We start from the raw sequence: 15,551 nt of genomic DNA on the forward strand, positions 1-15,551 counted from the left end.
GACAGACTGGGGGCATGAGGCTGTTCGCGGCGGTGGTGCCGCCCGACGAGGTGCTGGACGAGCTCGAACGCGCGATCGCCCCGTACGCCGGGCAGGTCCCGGGGCTGCGCTGGCCGGAGCGCGCCACCTGGCACGTCACGCTGGCCTTCTTCGGCGAGGTGCCCGAGCGGGCGCTACCTGATCTGTGCGCCCGCCTGGGCCGCGCCGCCCGCCGCCACCCCGTCCCGGCCCTGGCGTTCACGGGGTTCGGCGCGTTCTCGTCCGTGCGGCGGGCGCGGGTGTTCTGGGCGGGCCTGTCGGGCGACTCGATGGCCCGGCTGGCCGACTCCGTGAGGGCCGCCGGCCGCCGGGCAGGCGCCGCGCACACCGACGAGAAGCGCTTCCACGCCCACCTGACGCTCGCCAGGGCCAAGGCCGAGACCGACCTGCGCCCGCTGGTCGACGCGCTGGCCGGGTTCACCGGCTCGCCTTGGCGGGCGGAGACGATCGAGCTGTTCAAGAGCGAGCCGGGGCCGCGGGTGAGGTACGAGTCACTCGGCTCCTGGGCGCTCGCACCCGCCGAGCCGGGCTAGGCTCCAGGGCGTGGACCGTCCTCGTTCGTGGCTGTTGCCGCTGGTGCTCGGCCTGCTCATGCTCATCGTGATCGTCGGCGCGCTGGTGACCTGACCCCCTACCAGGCGTAGTCCTCCGGCGCGGTGCGGCGGCCCGGGAAGATCTCGTCCAGCTTGGCCAGCGCCTCGTCGTCCAGCTTGATCTCCAGGGTGCGCATGGTGCCGTCGAGCTGCTCCAGCGTGCGCGGGCCGATGATCGGCGCGGTGACCGCCGGCTGCTTGAGCAGCCAGGCCAGCCCGACGTGCGCGGGGTCCTCGCCCAGCTCGTCGCAGAGCTTCTCGTACCGCTCGATCTTGTCGCGGTGCTTCTCCAGCTCCGTGAGCATGCGGTCGGACGCCGAGCGGCCCTTGTCGATCTTACGGAGCACGCCGCCCAGCAGGCCGCCCGCGAGCGGACTCCAGGGGATGACGCCCAGGCCGTAGTCCTGGCAGGCGGGCAGCACCTCCAGCTCCACCGTCCTGGTCAGCAGGTTGTAGTGGCTCTGCTCGCTGACCAGGCCGAAGAAGCCGCGCCGGGCCGCCGACTCCTGCGCCTTGGCGATGTGCCAGCCGGCGAAGTTCGACGATCCCACGTACAGGATCTTGCCCTGCTGGCGCAGCACCTCCATCGCCTCCCAGAACTCGTCGAACGGCGTGTTCCGGTCGATGTGGTGCGCCTGGTAGATGTCGATGTAGTCGGTCTGCATCCGCTTGAGCGAGGCGTCGCAGGCGCGGCGGATGTGCAGCGCCGACAGCCTGCGCTCGTTGGGCCAGTCGCCCATGTCGCCGTAGACCTTGGTGGCGATGACCGTCCTCTCGCGCCGGCCGCCTCCCTGCGCGAACCACCGGCCGATGATGTTCTCGGTGAGGCCCTCGCCTTTCTTCCAGCCGTAGACGTCGGCCGTGTCGAAGAAGTTGAGACCGAGTTCGTGGGCCCTGTCCATGATCGCGAAAGAGTCTTCTTCCGACGTGTGCGGGCCGAAGTTCATCGTGCCGAGGCAGAGAGGGCTGACTTCGAGGCCACTGCGTCCGAGGTGCACATAGTCCATGGATTCACACTAAGGACCTGGAGTGTGCTCCAGGCCATAGGGTCGACATCGTGTTCTCGGGGCTGGTGCGCGCCTCCGCGCCGTTGTTCCTGTCCATGGTCACCACCCTGCTCGGGTCGCTGGTGGTCACCGCGATGCTCGGCCGGCACGCCACCGTCACCCTGGCCGCCTTCGCCGTCATGACCGCCGTGCTCAGCCCGGCCGCCACCGCCGTCGCGGGCGCGTTACGCGGGCTCGCGCCGTTCGTCGCCCCGCACCGCGACGATCCGGACGCGGTGCTGCCGGTGCTGCGGGACGCGCGCTGGCTGAGCCTGTTCGCGCTGGCGCTGCTGACGCTGGGCGGCCCGGTGCTGGGGCTGTTCACCGGCGATCCCGCCGTGCGGGCCGTGGCGCTGGCGCTCCTGCCGCTGATGCTGCTCGCCGCGCTGGCCGACGCCGTCCAGGCCGTGCAGGGGTTCGGGCTGACGGGGCTGAAGCGTACGGGGGCGAGCCTGGCGTATTTCGCCACCGGGTACGGGCTGCTCGCCCTGGCCGCCGTCCCCGTGGCCGCGACCTGGGGTGTCACCGGACTCTGGGCCGCAGTGCTGGCCGGGAACGGGCTGCTCGCCCTCCTCCAGGGCACGGGGTTTCATCGGCACAGTGCCCGGGTCGGTGTCGTTACCGGGGTATAGGCCCCCGGTGGCTGGGATCATCGGGATATGTCCCCGTACGAGCTTGTCACGCACCTGCGGTCGCTGCCGGACGAGTGGCTCATGTACCTGCTGCGGCAGGTCTTCGAGCAGCGGGGCGAGGAGCGCTACTTCATGGCCGTGTCCTCCCGCGAGCGTGACCCGGTCAGCGGGCAGTGGAGCGGCCGGACCGATTACACCGCCGTCGCCCACCCGGACCCCGAGCACTACGACGACCCGCTCGATGTCGACTGGGGACTGGTCCAGCACGGCTCCTGCGCGGGATGCCAGGTGTCCTTGGCAAGCAGCCGCAAGCACGTGCGCTGCCCGCTCTGCGGCGAGCCGGCGTACCTGACATGAGCGAAGAGACTCCGGAGGGGGAGCCTGCCCTGCGCGAGCTGCGCGACGCCGTCTCGCGTGCCACCGTCGACCGGCTTCTGCCGCACCTGCTGGCCCTGCCCGATGACCGGTTGCGGGACGTGCTGGCCGAGGTGCTGGCCGGGCGTTTCCCGTACGGGCACTCGGCGCGCGGCGAGGCGCGGTTGTTCCTCGCGGTGCCCGGCCCCGCCCCGAAGCGGAAGGCTCCCGCGTGGCGGCACCGGGCGGTGGCTCGCGTGCTGGGGGAGCGCAAGAAGCGTGGGCGGTTGGCGTTCGAAGGGCGGTGCGCGGTGTGTGAGACGCTGCTCTGCGCGGACGCGCCCCTCGTCGTCTGCCCGGTCTGCGGCGGGTCGGAGACGAGACTCGGGCGCTTGTGAGTATCGGGTGAAACGAAACGACTTATCCGGACATCTGCTGGGGTGTGTTCACCACTCGAAAAGTGCCTCCTGATCCCGAGCAGCGCTTCGAGGCGCTCTATCTGGATCACTACCAGGCCATCGCCACCTATGTGAAACGGCGGACCGACTCTCCCGACGACATCGCCGATGTGATCGCGGAGACGTTCACCGCCGCCTGGCGCCGCCTTCCCGAGGTGCCGCCGGGCGACGAGGCCAGGCTCTGGCTGTACGGCACGGCCCGGCGGGTCCTGGCCAACCACCACCGGGCGCAGGAGCGCCGCTCCGCCCTGGCCGCCAGGCTCCGCCACGAGGCCGCCACCTGGGCCGCCTCCGATACCGACCACACCGGGGACGCGGCCCACCAGGCGTTCCGGCGCCTCTCCAGCGACGACCGGGAACTGCTCGCGCTGGTCGGCTGGGAGGGGCTGAAGATCGCCGAGATCGTGACCGTGCTCGGCACGTCGCGCGGAGCCGTGCGCCTCCGCCTGCACCGCGCACGCAAGCGGCTGGCCCGCGAACTGGCCGCCGCCGACCTCGACCTGACCACGTACGGCGGGCGCGCCGTCGCCCTCGCGGAAGGACAGCGATGACCTCCACCAGCACCACCGACATCGACGCGATCGTCGCCCGGCTCGCTCCCGAGCCCGCCCCCGCCCCCGGTGAGGGCGCGCGCGACCTGATGCACCAGATCATGGCCACCTCGCCCGCTCCGGCGGCCCGGCGCCGGGTGACGCTGCCGCGGCTGCGTACCGCGGTGTCCACGATCGCCCTGGCCGGTGTCACGGTCGTCGCCCTGAACTCGGTGGTCCCCTCGGGCACCGGACCGGCGGTGGCGCAGGCCCTCGACATCAAGCGCGAGGCCGGCTACCACGTCATCAAGATCAACGACCTGTACGCCGACCCCGGCAAGTACGAGGCGCAACTGCGTGCTGCCGGGCTGGACATCAGCCTGCGCGTGGTGCCGGCCACCGCCGCCTTCGAGGGGCAGGTTCAGCCCACCGGCCCGGACAAGAAGTACCTCACCGATATCAAGGGAATCTACCCGCCCGGCCCGTGCGACCGGCTCGACGGCTGCGCCATCGGCGTGAAGATCCCGGTCGGCTTCCAGGGCACGGCCGACGTGACCGTCGGCCGCAAGGCCAGGCCCGGGGAGGAGTACATGAGCATCACCTCGATCGACGCCAAGGGCGAGCCCCTGCACTGCGTCCCCCACGTCAACAAGACCGTCGGAGAGATGCGGGCGCTGCTGCGGGAGCGTGAGGTGAACATCGGGAAGTTCGTCATCGAGGACCCCGGCGATGACCGCGACGGCGAGACGGTCGCGTCGGTGCCCGGCTCCTGGCATGTGATCGGCGGCTACATGTACGCTCCCGGCCTGGCGACGGTGGTCACGAGCAGCACCGCGATGGCCCCGGAAGAGGCCGAGGCGGCCCAGGACAAGACCGTGAAGCGGTGCGACCAATCCTCACTCAGCCCTCGCGAGTGACCTCGGGCTTGCCGATCAGGTGGCGGAGGGCGACCTCCGCCGGGCCTCGGCTGTCGCGCCGTTCGAGGGCTTAGGCGGCGATGACGGTGATCAGCCAGACCACGGGGGCGTCGGGACTGTCGAGCCTAACCCGGCCAGGTGTGCGGCCGTGAGGGCGACCAGCACCAGGACGAGGTAGCCGAGGCCGATGCCCGCTATCCAGGAAGTCAGCCGGAGCATCCCAGGGACTCCGCCTGAGAAGCCGGTGGGGCATGATGGCGGGCGTGGGGGGACTGCTGATCAGGGTGCTCGCGGTGGCGCTGGCCGCGCTGGCTCTGCTGCCGCCGTCGCCGGCCGCGGCCGACGACGCCGAGCTGCTGTTCAGGTTCCGCGATCCGGCCATCACCGAGTCCAGCGGCCTGGCCGTCTCGCCCACCCACGACGACATCTACTACACCCACAACGACAGCTCGGCCGAGCCGGTGTTCTACGCGGTCGGCGGCGACGGCCGGACGAAGGCGACCTTCCGGCTGGGGAACGCCGAGGCGCGCGACTGGGAGGCCATGGCGGCCGTCAAGGACCCCAAGACCGGGCGCGGGGTGCTCTGGTTCGCCGACATCGGCGACAACCTCGACGGGGCCTGGCCGGACATCTCCATCTACAAGGTGATGGAGCCGCGCAAGCTCGCCGACGCCACGCTCTCCGCCGTCCGCTACCGCTTCCGGTACGCCGACGGGGCCAGGAACGCCGAGGGCATCATGGTCCACCCCCGGACCGGGCGGCTCTACGTGGTGACCAAGGAGTTCGTCGGCTCGGTCTACGCCGCGCCGAAGAAGCTCCGTACCGACAGGATCAACACGCTGCGGCGGGTCGGCAGCGCGCCGATCATGGCCACCGACGCCGCCTACGCGCCCGACGGGTCGTCGTACGTGATCCGCACGTACTTCTCCGCGACCCTCTACAAGCCGTCCGGCGAGGTGATCGCCAAGGTGCGGATGCCGGAGCTCCAGCAGGCCGAGTCCATCGCGTACACCAGAGACGGCACGGCGCTGCTGACCGGGTCGGAGGGGGAGCGCAGCCCCGTCTACCGGGTGCCGCTGCCTACGCAGGAGACGCCGACGCCGTCGGCGCGGCCGGAGCCGGAGCGCACCGAGGCCGCCGCCGAGCCGCAGGGCCTGACGGGGCTGAACGTGCTGATCTGGCTGGGCGCGGCGGCGCTGGCGATCGGCGGCATCGTGTTCCTGGCCCGCATCACGCGCTGAGGCTAGCGGCGCGCGGTGAACAGGTCGCCGCGCAGGGCGCGCTCGACGGCCTCGATCGAGCGGGACAGGCGGACCAGGCGGGGGCCCTCCTGCCGGTAGGTGTCGAGGACCGCCTCGATCGCGTGCGGCGGCAGGTGGCCCTTGAGCTCGACCGCCGCCCCCCGGTAGCCGGCGCGGGCCGCCTCCACCGCGGAGTCGACGTGATGGCGGGCCATCCGGGCCAGCGCGACCGGGTGGCGTCTCAGCACCTGGTAGGCCCGGTAGTCGGGCGGGACCGCGTCGAGGAGCCAGGCGACGGCCGACCGCTCCCAGTCGGGCACGCTCGGCGGGCGCACCTCCGCGGGCCATTCGGGCGGGACGTACATGCTCCCTATCGTACTCACGTTCGATTGGCGGCCGAATGCCGAGGTGAGCGCCGCGCGATGGCGCCCGGGCTCCGGGAGTAGGCACACTGGCCTCGTGACGGAGAAGATCGGAATCGTGGGGGGCGGGATCGTCGGCCTGGCCGTCGCCCGCGAGCTGGCCGAGGCCAGGGGCGCCGAGGTGACCGTGCTGGAGAAGGAGGGCCGGGTCGGCGCCCACCAGACCGGCCACAACAGCGGCGTCGTGCACGCGGGCATCTACTACCCGCCCGGCTCGCTCAAGGCCAGGCTCTGCCGGGAGGGCGTGGCGCTGCTGAAGGAGTACTGCGCCCGGCACGCGCTCCCTTACGAGGAGGTCGGCAAGCTGGTGGTGGCCGCCACCGCCTCCGAGCGGCCCCGGCTGGCCGCGCTGGCCGAGCGGGCGAGGGCCAACGGAGTGCCCGGCATCACCGAGCTGGACGCGCTCGGGCTGCGCGAGGTGGAGCCGCACGCGGTCGGCGTGGCGGCGGTCCACTCGCCGCACACCGCGATCGCCGACTTCCCCGCGGTCGCGCGCCGGCTCGCGCTCGACGTGGCGGAGCTGGGTGGTTCGGTACGGGTGCGGCATCCGGTCAGGGGGATCCGGGAGACGTCCCGGGGGGTGGAGGTGGTGGCCGGGACGCGCCGGTTCGCCTTCGACCGGCTGGTGGTCTGCGCCGGGCTGGGCACCGACGCGGTGGCCGCGATGGCGGGCCGGCCGGGGGAGGTGCGGGTGGTGCCGTTCCGCGGCGAGTACTACGCGCTGGCCGGGGCGGCGCGGAAGCTGGTGCGCGGGCTCATCTATCCGGTGCCCGATCCGCGCTATCCGTTCCTCGGCGTGCACCTCACCCGGCGGGTCGACGGCGAGGTCCTGGTCGGGCCGAACGCGGTCCTGGCGGGCGCGTACGAGGGGTACAGCCGACGGAATTTCCGTGATTTTCACCGTATTCTCGCCTGGCCCGGCACGCTCCGGATGGCCCGCCGCCACTGGCGCACCGGCGTCCGGGAAGTCTACGGCTCGCTGGCCAAGAGCGCCTTCACCGCGGCCGCCCGCCGCTACGTGCCCGAGCTCACCGCCGATGACCTGCGCCGGGCCCCGGGCGGGGTGCGGGCGCAGGCGGTGGCGCGGGACGGTTCGCTGGTGGACGACTTCGCGGTGGACGTCCACGGTAACGTCGTCCTGGTACGGAACGCGCCCTCTCCGGCGGCCACCTCCAGTCTGGCCATAGCCAAGCACATTGCCGGAATTGTCCCAGCACTCTCCCGATGAGGGCATGCTTGATAATGATGGAAGCACGCCTGCTGATCGTTGAAGACGACCCGAACATCCTGGAGCTCCTCGCCGCGAGCCTGAGATTCGCGGGTTTCGACGTGTCCACCGCCAAGAGCGGGGCCGACACCGTCGCCGCGGTCCAACGGCAACGCCCCGACCTCGTGGTGCTGGACGTCATGCTGCCCGACGTGGACGGCTTCGAGATCGTCCGGCGGATGCGGAGCGGCGGCATGCACACTCCCGTGGTGTTCCTGACGGCCCGAGACGAGACCGAGGACAAGATCCGCGGGCTGACCATCGGCGGCGACGACTACGTGACCAAGCCGTTCAGCCTGGAGGAGGTCGTCGCCAGGATCCACGCGGTGCTCCGCCGCACCGGCGGGGACGCCCAGCCGCCCCCGCCCAGGCTGACGTTCGCCGACATAGAGCTGGACGAGGAGAGCCACGAGGTGTGGCGCGGCGGCCACCCGATCGCGCTGTCGCCGACCGAGTTCAAGCTGCTGCGCTACTTCATGACGAACCCCGGCCGGGTGCTGTCCAAGCCGCAGATCCTCGACCACGTGTGGGACTACGACTTCCGGGGCGAGGTCGGCATCGTCGAGTCCTACGTGTCGGTGCTCCGCCGCAAGATCGACAACCGCAGCCCCCGGCTCATCCACACCCTGCGCGGTGTCGGGTACGTCCTGCGACTGCCACCGGGCGGGTAGCGGTGATGGCGGGCAGGTTGCCGCTCAGGGTCAAGCTCATGACGTCGATGCTGGCGCTCCTCGGCATCGGCATGTCGTTCATCGGCGTGGTGAGCGTCTCGGTCCTGCACGGCTACCTCATGGACCGGGTCGACAGCCAGGTCGGCCTGATCTCCGTACGGGTGCAGAAACGGCTGGTCAACGACGCCGAGCGGCGCGAGCGCGGCTGGCCCACGGCCGACAAGCCGCTGCTCATCGAGTCGGACACGATCGTGCTGATCAGGGAGCCGTCCGGGAAGCTCACCCCCACCCAGAGCGAGCGCGACGTCGACCTGAAGCCCGGACCCCGGCTGGAGGACTCCCCGGGCCCGGGTACGTACACCGCGCCCGCCGTCAGCGGCGACGGCGAGTGGCGGGTGCGTGAGACCACCACCCCCTACGGCACGTTCGTGGTCGCCACCGACCTGACCGAGGTCAACGAGATCACCCGGCGGCTCGTCCTCATCGAACTGCTGGGCGGCGGCGGCATCGTGCTCATCCTGGCCGTGGTGGGCGTCACCCTCGTGCGGCGCAGCCTCCGGCCGCTGGTCGAGATCGAGCGCACGGCCGGCACCATCGCCGCGGGCGAACTGGGCCGCCGGGTGCCCGACGGCGACCCCCGTACCGAGGTCGGACGGCTGGCGGCGGCGCTCAACGGGATGCTCGCGCAGATCGAGAGCGCGTTCGCGGCCCGGTCCGCCTCCGAGGAGGCCGCCAGGCGCTCCGAGGACCGGATGCGGCAGTTCGTCACCGACGCCTCGCACGAGCTGCGCACCCCGCTCACCTCGATCCGCGGCTTCGCCGAGTACGCCCGCCAGAACCCCGGCGCCGACCCCGCCGAGTTGATGCAGCGGGTCGAGAACGCGGCCGGGCGGATGAGCCTGCTCGTGGACGACCTGCTGCTGCTCGCCCAGGTGGACCAGCAGCGCCCACTCAAGATGCGCCCCGTCGACATGCTCGCGCTCGCCGCCGACGCCGTGCAGGAGGCGCGCATCCTCGCCCCCGACCGGCAGATCGACCTGGACGTGGTCGGCGGCGCCGCGCTCATCGTCTCCGGCGACGAGGTGCGGCTGCGCCAGGTGGTCGGCAACCTGACCTCCAACGCGCTCATCCACACCGACGAGGGCACTCCGATCACGGTACGGGTCGGCGCCGACGACGAGACCGTCTTCCTGGAGGTGGCCGACAAGGGGCCCGGGCTCAGCCCCGACCAGGTGGACCGGGTCTTCGAACGCTTCTACCGGGCCGACTCCGCCCGATCCCGCAGCCGCTCGGGCGAGGACGGCGGCAGCGGCCTCGGCCTGGCCATCGTGCAGGCGCTCGTGCAGGCGCACGGCGGCACCGTCGTCGCCAGGAGCGCCCCGGGCGAGGGCGCCACCTTCCGCATCGAACTCCCACTCGCCCTGGAGTGAGCGTTCAGGGTTTCCTCAGGTAGCTGGGTCACTCTAGGTATGTGAGCAAACCCGAGGCGCTGATCATGGTGGTGGACGACGAGCCCAGCATCAGGGACCTGCTCTCGGCGAGCCTGCGGTTCTCCGGATTCGAGGTGATCACCGCGGCCGACGGCAAGGAGGCCGTCGAGGTCGCCAAGCGGGCCGGGCCCGATCTGGTGGTGCTCGACGTCATGCTGCCCGACCTCGACGGGTTCGAGGTGGCCCGGCGCATCGACGCGCCGGTGCTTTTCCTGACCGCCCGCGACGCCACCGAAGACAAGATCGCCGGGCTGCGGGTGGGCGACGACTACGTGACCAAGCCGTTCAGCCTGGAGGAGGTCCAGGCGCGCATCCGCGCCGTGCTGCGCCGCACCCAGGGCGAGGGCGTGCCCGCGCGCCGGCTCAAGGTGGCCGACCTGGAGCTGGACGAGGAGACCCGCGAGGTGTGGCGGGCCGGCCGCCAGGTGCGGCTCTCGCCGACCGAGTACAAGCTGCTGCACTACTTCATGGCCAACGCCGGCCGGGTGGTGTCGAAGGCGCAGATCCTCGACCACGTGTGGAACTACGACTTCGGCGGCGACGCCGGGGTGGTCGAATCGTACGTGTCCTACCTGCGGCGCAAGGTCGACGACGTGGAGCCGCGGCTCATCCACACGCTGCGCAGCGTCGGGTACGTGTTAAGGGAGCCGCCTGCGGGCTAGCTACACCGTGTGGACCTGTTGAGCGCGCTCCAGAGGTTGCGCGGGTCGCTGGACCGGGACCTGTTCCCGCTGGCGATCGGCGAGGCGGCCGGCGACCGGCGCGCGCTGAAGGAGCTGACCGGCCAGCTCGACGACTACCTGCTGCCCCGGCTGCGCGCCATCGACGCGCCGCTCCTCGCCGTCGTCGGCGGCTCCACCGGCGCGGGCAAGTCGACGCTGGTCAACTCCCTCGTCGGGGCCGACGTGACCGAGCCGGGCGTGCTGCGGCCCACCACGCTGGTGCCGACGCTGGTCGCCGATCCGGCCGACCGCGACTGGTTCATGGGCCAGAACGTGCTGCCCGGCCTCTCCCGCGCCACCGGCTCCGGCCCCGGCGACCTGCGGATCGTGACGTCCGGCGCGCTCGGCCCCGGCCTGGCGCTGCTGGACGCGCCCGACATCGACTCCGTCGTGGCCGCCAACCGTGAGCTGGCCGCCCAGCTCCTCGCCGCCGCAGACCTCTGGCTCTTCGTCACCACCGCCGCCCGCTACGCCGACGAGGTGCCGTGGAGCTTCCTGCGTACCGCCCGCGAACGCAGCACCGCCCTCTCCCTCGTGCTCGACCGCGTGCCGCCCGAGGCCGCCGAGCCCGTCACCCGCGACCTGGAACGCCTGCTCGCCGAGAACGGGCTCGCCGGCACCCGCCTGTTCACCGTGCCCGAGGCGGCGCTGCCCACCGAACAGGCCCGCCTGCCCGCCGGCACCGTCGCCCCGATCGGCGCCTGGCTCGCCGGGCTCGCCGCCGACGCCGCCGCCCGCTCCCGTGTCGTACGGAAGACGCTGTCGGGCGCGCTCGACAGCCTCGCCACCCGCGTCCCGGCGCTGGCCGGGGCGGTCGAGCGGCAGGAAGCCGGGTTCGGCACCCTGCGCGAGGTGGTGTCGGGCGCGTACGCGGGCGGGATGGCCGACTTCGACGAAGGCATGCGCGACGGGTCGCTGCTCCGCGGCGAGGTGCTGGCCCGCTGGCAGGACTTCATCGGCACCGGCGACCTCATGCGCTCCCTGGAGAGCCGGGTCGGCTGGCTCCGCGACCGGATCGTCGGCTTCTTCACCGGACAGGCCCCCGAGGCCCGGCTCAGGGACGCCCTGGAGACCGGCGTCGAAGCCCTCATCAGAGGCTCCGCCGACGCCGCCGCCGAACGGGCACTCGAAGGCTGGTCCGCCGCGCCCGGCGGCGCCGTCCTCCTCGACCGGCTCGGCGCCATGGAGGCCGCCCGGCTCGGCCGCGCCGCGTCCGACCTGGGCAAGCGGGCCGAGACCGAGGTGCGGGGCTGGCAGGGGTACGTGCTCGACCTCGTACGGGAAGAAGGCGCGGAACGGCGGACCACGGCGCGGGTGGCGTCCTTCGGGGTGAACGGGGCGGGGCTGCTGCTGATGCTGACCGTGTTCGCCTCGACGGGCGGGCTGACCGGGATCGAGGTGGGGATCGCGGGCGGCACCACCGTGCTGTCGCAGAAGCTGCTGGAGGCCATCTTCGGCGACCAGGCGGTGCGTATCCTCACCCTCCGCGCCCGGGAGGACCTGCGGGAGCGGGTACGGCGGCTGATGGACGAGGAGGCGGCCCGCTTCCTGGCCGTCCTGGAGCCCTTGGAACCGCCGCCCGGCACGGCCACCGCCCTCCGCGACGCGGCCCGTACGATCCGCGACCACCAGACGGAGCTTCCCCCGGACCGGACCGCCGTCCTCCGTGAACTGCACGCCGAGACCCGCGCCGCCGACGGCGGGCGCGGCACCTCTCCGGACGGTGGGTCGTGAAGCTGCTGCGGAGGAAGGAGCGGGTGTCGCTGGATTCCCGGCTGGACGCGCTGGTGGAGGCGGCCTCGCTGGGGGAGGGGCGGGTGGCCTCGGAGACGGTCGCGGCGGCGCGGGCCGTGGCCGAGCGGGCGGGGGTGCGGCGGCGGTTGTCCGTGGAGCACACGGTGGTCGCGCTCGCGGGGGCCACCGGTAGCGGGAAGTCTTCATTGTTCAACGTCATCGCCGGGGAGGGGTTGGCCGCTGTCGGGGTCACCCGGCCCACCACCGCCACTGCTCAGGCTGCTCTCTGGGACGGTGCGGGGGCCGGGCCGCTGCTCGACTGGCTCGACGTGCCGCACCGGCGCTCGGCCTCGGCCGGGGACGGGCTGAACGGGCTGGTCCTGCTCGACCTGCCCGACCACGACTCGATCCGGCTGTCGCACCGGCTGGAGGTGGACCGGCTGGTGGAGCTGGTCGATCTGCTGGTGTGGGTGCTGGATCCGCAGAAGTACGCCGACGCCGCGGTCCACGAACGCTACCTGCGACCGCTGGCGGGGCACCGGGACGTGACGGTGGTGGTGCTCAACCAGATCGACCGTCTCCCCGCCGGCGCCGTGGACCGCTGCCTGGCTGATCTGCGCCGCCTGCTCGACGACGACGGGCTGGCGGGCGTCCCGGTCCTCGGCGTCTCGGCCCGGACCGGCGCGGGGCTGGCCGAGTTGCGTGCCCTGCTGGCCGAGCGGGTCGCCGACCGCGCCTCCTGGTCCGCCCGCCTCGCCGCCGACGTCACCGCAGCCGCCCACCACCTGGTCACCGCCTCCGCCACACCGCCTCGTACCGAAGAACCGCGCGTCTCTTCTACCGCCGCCTCCGCCACTCCGCTCCGCGCTGAAGAGACACTCCTCGTTCCAGGAGAAGCCGCGCGCGTCCCTTCGACCACCGCCTCCGCCACTCCGTCAGCCCTCGTTCCACGCGTCCCTGCCGGAGGCGGGGATGTCCCGGCGGCGCTGCCGGCCATCGACGGGCAGGTGGCAGGGCTGGAAGGGCCGCTGGTGAAGGCGTTGTCGCGGGCGGCAGGGGTGCCGATCGTGGTGGAGGCTGTGGCGAAGGGGCACCGGCACCGGGCCGTGGTCGCCACCGGCTGGCCCGTCACCCGGTGGGTGCGGCGGTTGCGCCCGGACCCGCTGCGGCGGCTGCGGCTGGCCAAGGACCGGGAAGCCATCGGTCGTACCTCCGTACCCGAACCGTCCGCCGCGCAACGAGCACAGGTCGACACCGCGATCAGAGACGTCGGCGAAGCAGCGGCGGTGGGCCTGCCCGGCGCGTGGGCGGCGGCGGTGCGGCAGGCGGCCCGCTCACGTTCGGCGGAGCTGGCCGACGCCGTGGACAAGGCGGTGGCCCGGACCTCCCTGGGGGCGACCCGCCGTCCCCGGTGGTGGCGCGCGGTGAACGTGCTGCAATGGCTGGTGTTCGCGGCCCTGCTGGCGGGGGCGCTCTGGCTGGGCGGCCTGTTCGCCCTGAGTTACCTGCGCCTGCCCGAGCCGCCCCTCCCGACCGCCGGCGAGGTGCCCTGGCCGACCGTGCTGCTGCTCGGCGGCGCGCTGTCCGGCATCCTCATCGCCCTGCTGTCCCGCCTCGCCGCCTGGCTGGGCGGCCGCCGCCGCGCCCGCCGGGCCTCTCGTGCGTTGCGCGAGGCCATCCGCGCGGTGGGTCAGGAGTACGTACTCCAGCCCGTCGAGGACGAACGCGCCCGCTACACCCGCTTCACCGACGCCCTCACCCGAGCGAGCGCGTAGCGGGCCCCGGTCAGGTGGGGGTGCGATCGCTCAGGTCGCGGAGGGTCGTCAGAAGCGGGCGGAGCAGGGGGTGGGACTCGGCGCCGCGGCGGACGGCGGCGAAGACGTGGCGTTCCGGTCCCGGCACGTTGCGGACCACGACGCCCTGGAGGTTCATGTCGCGCAGGGCCAGGCGGGGGACCAGGGCGACACCGGCACCGGCCGCCACCAGGGCTACCACCGCGCGGAAGTCGTCCGAGCAGTGGGCGAAACGGGGGGTGAAGCCCGCCTGCTCGCACGCGAAGGCGATCACGTCGTGCACGGGGTTTCCGGGGTACGGGCCGATCCAGGTCTCGTCGGCGAGAGCGGCCAGCGAGGCGGTCGGCGGGTGCGGTGGCTCCGCGGCCAAGGGGTGGGTCTGGGGGAGGACGAGGTCGAAGGGCTCGGCGTAGAGGGGGACGCGGTGGAGGCGGCGGTCGGCGGGGTCGGGGGCGCCTCGGTAGTCGACGGTGATGGCGACGTCGGCTTCGCTGTCGAGGAGCATGGTCAGCGACTGGTCGCCTTCGGCGTCTCGTACGCGGATCTGGAGGCCGGGGGCGGAGGCGCGCAGGGCCGTGATGGCGGGGGCGAGCACGGCGCTGATGGCCGTGGCGAAGCAGGCGACGGTGATCTCGCCCGCCGCGCCGGTGGTGTAGTCGGCGACTTCGGCGCGGGCGCGTTCGAGCTGGGCCAGGACCTCGTTGGCGTGGCCGAGCATGATCTTGCCGACCGCGGTGAGGTGGACACCGCGGCCGTCGCGGACGAGGAGCCGGTGGCCGACCTCGTGCTCCAGCGCGGCGAGCTGCTGGGAGACGGCGGACGGGGTGAGGTGGAGAGCCGCCGCGGCGGCGGTGACCGTGCCGTGGTCGGCCACCGCCTGGAGGGTGCGCAGCCGCCGGGTGTCAATCACGCCGCGAGGATACGCCCTCGGCGGCGGCCGGACGCGGGAGGCACCCGGGGCGAAATGGTGATGCGGGGCACGTCCGTCGGTGCCTAGGGTTGCGCGCATGTCGATGTATCCCCCGCTGAACGTGCAGGTGCACACGCCCCGCCTGTCCTTGCTGGGCGCGTCGGACGAACGGCTGGAGCGCCTGCTTCCGACGGTTCGCAAGGGCGTGGTCACGGAGCCTCCGTGGCCCTTCGACGATCCGATGTCGCTGTACGAGGACAGCCCGGAGCGCGAGTGGGGCTGGTTGCGGGGAGTGTGGCGGGGCCGGGGCCGGGTGAGCGAGAGCTTCTGGCGTCTGTACTTCGTCGTGGTCGTCGGCGGCGAGCCGGTCGGCATGCAGGACCTGATCGGCGCCGACTTCGCCGCGTTCGGCACGGTCACCACCTTCTCCTGGCTCAGCCCGCACGTGCGGGGCGGCGGGCTGGGCAAGGAGATGCGGCAGGCGGTGCTGCATCTGGCCTTCGAGGGGCTGGGGGCCCGGGAGGCGAGCAGCGACGCCTTCCGCGACAACCACGCCTCCAACCGCATCTCGCAAGCCCTGGGGTATGTGCCGAACGGCGTCACCTGGGACACCCGGCGCGGCGAACCGGCGCAGATCCAGCAGTGGCGGCTGACTCGTGAGCGGTAGGCCGAGCGGCGGCGGGACGACATTGAGCTCGTCGCCGTCGACGCCTGTCTGCCGGTCCTCGGGCT

Annotated in this window: 18 protein-coding genes; 14 read left to right on the forward strand and 4 right to left on the reverse strand. The window is 72.7% G+C overall.

What is annotated here, in order from left to right; all coding sequences use genetic code 11:
- The first annotated feature begins 14 nt into the window (after window positions 1-14).
- A complete protein-coding gene (thpR, locus tag AB0J42_RS31865) occupies window positions 15-572 on the forward strand; it encodes an RNA 2',3'-cyclic phosphodiesterase (RefSeq protein WP_364301021.1) in 558 nt (185 codons plus the stop codon).
- A 98-nt stretch (window positions 573-670) separates the two neighbouring features.
- Here the strand turns inward: thpR and AB0J42_RS31870 are convergent, their stop codons facing one another.
- Complete coding sequence (locus AB0J42_RS31870) at window positions 671-1,639, reverse strand: aldo/keto reductase (RefSeq protein ID WP_364301023.1); 969 nt, start codon at window positions 1,637-1,639, stop codon at window positions 671-673.
- A 50-nt stretch (window positions 1,640-1,689) separates the two neighbouring features.
- Between AB0J42_RS31870 and AB0J42_RS31875 the strand changes: the two genes are divergently transcribed.
- From AB0J42_RS31875 to AB0J42_RS31895, 5 genes are all read left to right on the forward strand, one after another.
- Window positions 1,690-2,310: a hypothetical protein gene (locus AB0J42_RS31875; protein WP_364301025.1), complete on the forward strand. Its 621-nt coding sequence runs from the start codon at window positions 1,690-1,692 to the stop codon at window positions 2,308-2,310.
- Between the two features lie 27 nt (window positions 2,311-2,337).
- Window positions 2,338-2,667 (forward strand): hypothetical protein, encoded by a 330-nt coding sequence (locus AB0J42_RS31880; protein WP_364301028.1) that lies wholly within the window; start codon window positions 2,338-2,340, stop codon window positions 2,665-2,667.
- Entirely contained in the window at window positions 2,664-3,062 is a 399-nt protein-coding gene (locus AB0J42_RS31885; protein ID WP_364301030.1) for a hypothetical protein, read from the forward strand. Before AB0J42_RS31880 ends, AB0J42_RS31885 begins: the two co-directional genes overlap by 4 nt.
- A gap of 62 nt (window positions 3,063-3,124) precedes the next feature.
- Window positions 3,125-3,673 carry a sigma-70 family RNA polymerase sigma factor gene (locus AB0J42_RS31890; RefSeq protein ID WP_364301032.1) on the forward strand — a complete coding sequence of 183 codons (549 nt, stop codon included), beginning with the start codon at window positions 3,125-3,127 and terminating at the stop codon, window positions 3,671-3,673.
- Entirely contained in the window at window positions 3,670-4,569 is a 900-nt protein-coding gene (locus tag AB0J42_RS31895) for a hypothetical protein (RefSeq protein ID WP_364301034.1), read from the forward strand. The genes AB0J42_RS31890 and AB0J42_RS31895 overlap by 4 nt, the downstream gene beginning before the upstream one ends.
- 90 nt (window positions 4,570-4,659) lie before the next feature.
- Here the strand turns inward: AB0J42_RS31895 and AB0J42_RS31900 are convergent, their stop codons facing one another.
- Window positions 4,660-4,788: a hypothetical protein gene (locus AB0J42_RS31900; protein WP_364301036.1), complete on the reverse strand. Its 129-nt coding sequence runs from the start codon at window positions 4,786-4,788 to the stop codon at window positions 4,660-4,662.
- 44 nt (window positions 4,789-4,832) lie between these two features.
- On the opposite strand from AB0J42_RS31900, the gene AB0J42_RS31905 reads away from it, so the two are divergent.
- A complete protein-coding gene (locus AB0J42_RS31905; RefSeq protein ID WP_364301039.1) occupies window positions 4,833-5,810 on the forward strand; it encodes a hypothetical protein in 978 nt (325 codons plus the stop codon).
- A gap of 2 nt (window positions 5,811-5,812) precedes the next feature.
- On the opposite strand, the gene AB0J42_RS31910 is transcribed toward AB0J42_RS31905, so the two are convergent.
- Window positions 5,813-6,175, reverse strand: a complete 363-nt coding sequence (locus AB0J42_RS31910; protein WP_364301041.1) for a hypothetical protein — start codon at window positions 6,173-6,175, stop codon at window positions 5,813-5,815.
- Window positions 6,176-6,269: 94 nt separating this feature from the next.
- Here AB0J42_RS31910 and lhgO point away from each other — a divergent pair, with 94 nt between their 5' ends.
- The 6 genes from lhgO to AB0J42_RS31940 all read left to right on the forward strand — a co-directional run bounded on the left by lhgO (window position 6,270) and on the right by AB0J42_RS31940 (window position 13,891).
- Complete coding sequence (lhgO, locus tag AB0J42_RS31915; protein ID WP_364301043.1) at window positions 6,270-7,460, forward strand: L-2-hydroxyglutarate oxidase; 1,191 nt, start codon at window positions 6,270-6,272, stop codon at window positions 7,458-7,460.
- A 14-nt stretch (window positions 7,461-7,474) separates the two neighbouring features.
- Window positions 7,475-8,170, forward strand: coding sequence for a response regulator transcription factor (locus AB0J42_RS31920; protein WP_364301045.1), 696 nt, complete (start codon window positions 7,475-7,477; stop codon window positions 8,168-8,170).
- Window positions 8,171-8,208: 38 nt separating this feature from the next.
- Window positions 8,209-9,600: a HAMP domain-containing sensor histidine kinase gene (locus tag AB0J42_RS31925; RefSeq protein ID WP_364301047.1), complete on the forward strand. Its 1,392-nt coding sequence runs from the start codon at window positions 8,209-8,211 to the stop codon at window positions 9,598-9,600.
- A gap of 65 nt (window positions 9,601-9,665) precedes the next feature.
- Entirely contained in the window at window positions 9,666-10,322 is a 657-nt protein-coding gene (locus tag AB0J42_RS31930) for a response regulator transcription factor (protein WP_364301093.1), read from the forward strand.
- A gap of 9 nt (window positions 10,323-10,331) precedes the next feature.
- Window positions 10,332-12,116, forward strand: coding sequence for an ABC transporter (locus AB0J42_RS31935; RefSeq protein ID WP_364301049.1), 1,785 nt, complete (start codon window positions 10,332-10,334; stop codon window positions 12,114-12,116).
- Complete coding sequence (locus tag AB0J42_RS31940) at window positions 12,113-13,891, forward strand: GTPase (RefSeq protein ID WP_364301051.1); 1,779 nt, start codon at window positions 12,113-12,115, stop codon at window positions 13,889-13,891. The genes AB0J42_RS31935 and AB0J42_RS31940 overlap by 4 nt, the downstream gene beginning before the upstream one ends.
- A gap of 10 nt (window positions 13,892-13,901) precedes the next feature.
- Here AB0J42_RS31940 and AB0J42_RS31945 read toward each other — a convergent pair whose 3' ends face one another.
- Window positions 13,902-14,819, reverse strand: a complete 918-nt coding sequence (locus tag AB0J42_RS31945; RefSeq protein WP_364301053.1) for a LysR family transcriptional regulator — start codon at window positions 14,817-14,819, stop codon at window positions 13,902-13,904.
- A 97-nt stretch (window positions 14,820-14,916) separates the two neighbouring features.
- Here AB0J42_RS31945 and AB0J42_RS31950 point away from each other — a divergent pair, with 97 nt between their 5' ends.
- Window positions 14,917-15,486, forward strand: coding sequence for a GNAT family N-acetyltransferase (locus AB0J42_RS31950; protein ID WP_364301055.1), 570 nt, complete (start codon window positions 14,917-14,919; stop codon window positions 15,484-15,486).
- Window positions 15,487-15,551: the final 65 nt, after the last annotated feature.

This window comes from Nonomuraea sp. NPDC049649, assembly GCF_040675175.1.
Taxonomy (GTDB): domain Bacteria; phylum Actinomycetota; class Actinomycetes; order Streptosporangiales; family Streptosporangiaceae; genus Nonomuraea.

What these genes read in the sequence shown, in the direction of transcription:
- thpR (WP_364301021.1), top strand. Translation starts at nt 15, where the DNA reads ATGAGGCTGTTCGCGGCGGTGGTGCCGCCCGACGAGGTGCTGGACGAG.
- AB0J42_RS31920 (WP_364301045.1), top strand. Translation starts at nt 7,475, where the DNA reads ATGATGGAAGCACGCCTGCTGATCGTTGAAGACGACCCGAACATCCTG.
- AB0J42_RS31925 (WP_364301047.1), top strand. Translation starts at nt 8,209, where the DNA reads ATGACGTCGATGCTGGCGCTCCTCGGCATCGGCATGTCGTTCATCGGC.
- AB0J42_RS31910 (WP_364301041.1), bottom strand. Translation starts at nt 6,175, where the DNA reads ATGTACGTCCCGCCCGAATGGCCCGCGGAGGTGCGCCCGCCGAGCGTG.
- AB0J42_RS31900 (WP_364301036.1), bottom strand. Translation starts at nt 4,788, where the DNA reads ATGCTCCGGCTGACTTCCTGGATAGCGGGCATCGGCCTCGGCTACCTC.
- AB0J42_RS31880 (WP_364301028.1), top strand. Translation starts at nt 2,338, where the DNA reads ATGTCCCCGTACGAGCTTGTCACGCACCTGCGGTCGCTGCCGGACGAG.
- AB0J42_RS31870 (WP_364301023.1), bottom strand. Translation starts at nt 1,639, where the DNA reads ATGGACTATGTGCACCTCGGACGCAGTGGCCTCGAAGTCAGCCCTCTC.
- AB0J42_RS31895 (WP_364301034.1), top strand. Translation starts at nt 3,670, where the DNA reads ATGACCTCCACCAGCACCACCGACATCGACGCGATCGTCGCCCGGCTC.
- AB0J42_RS31885 (WP_364301030.1), top strand. Translation starts at nt 2,664, where the DNA reads ATGAGCGAAGAGACTCCGGAGGGGGAGCCTGCCCTGCGCGAGCTGCGC.
- AB0J42_RS31950 (WP_364301055.1), top strand. Translation starts at nt 14,917, where the DNA reads ATGTCGATGTATCCCCCGCTGAACGTGCAGGTGCACACGCCCCGCCTG.
- AB0J42_RS31930 (WP_364301093.1), top strand. Translation starts at nt 9,666, where the DNA reads ATGGTGGTGGACGACGAGCCCAGCATCAGGGACCTGCTCTCGGCGAGC.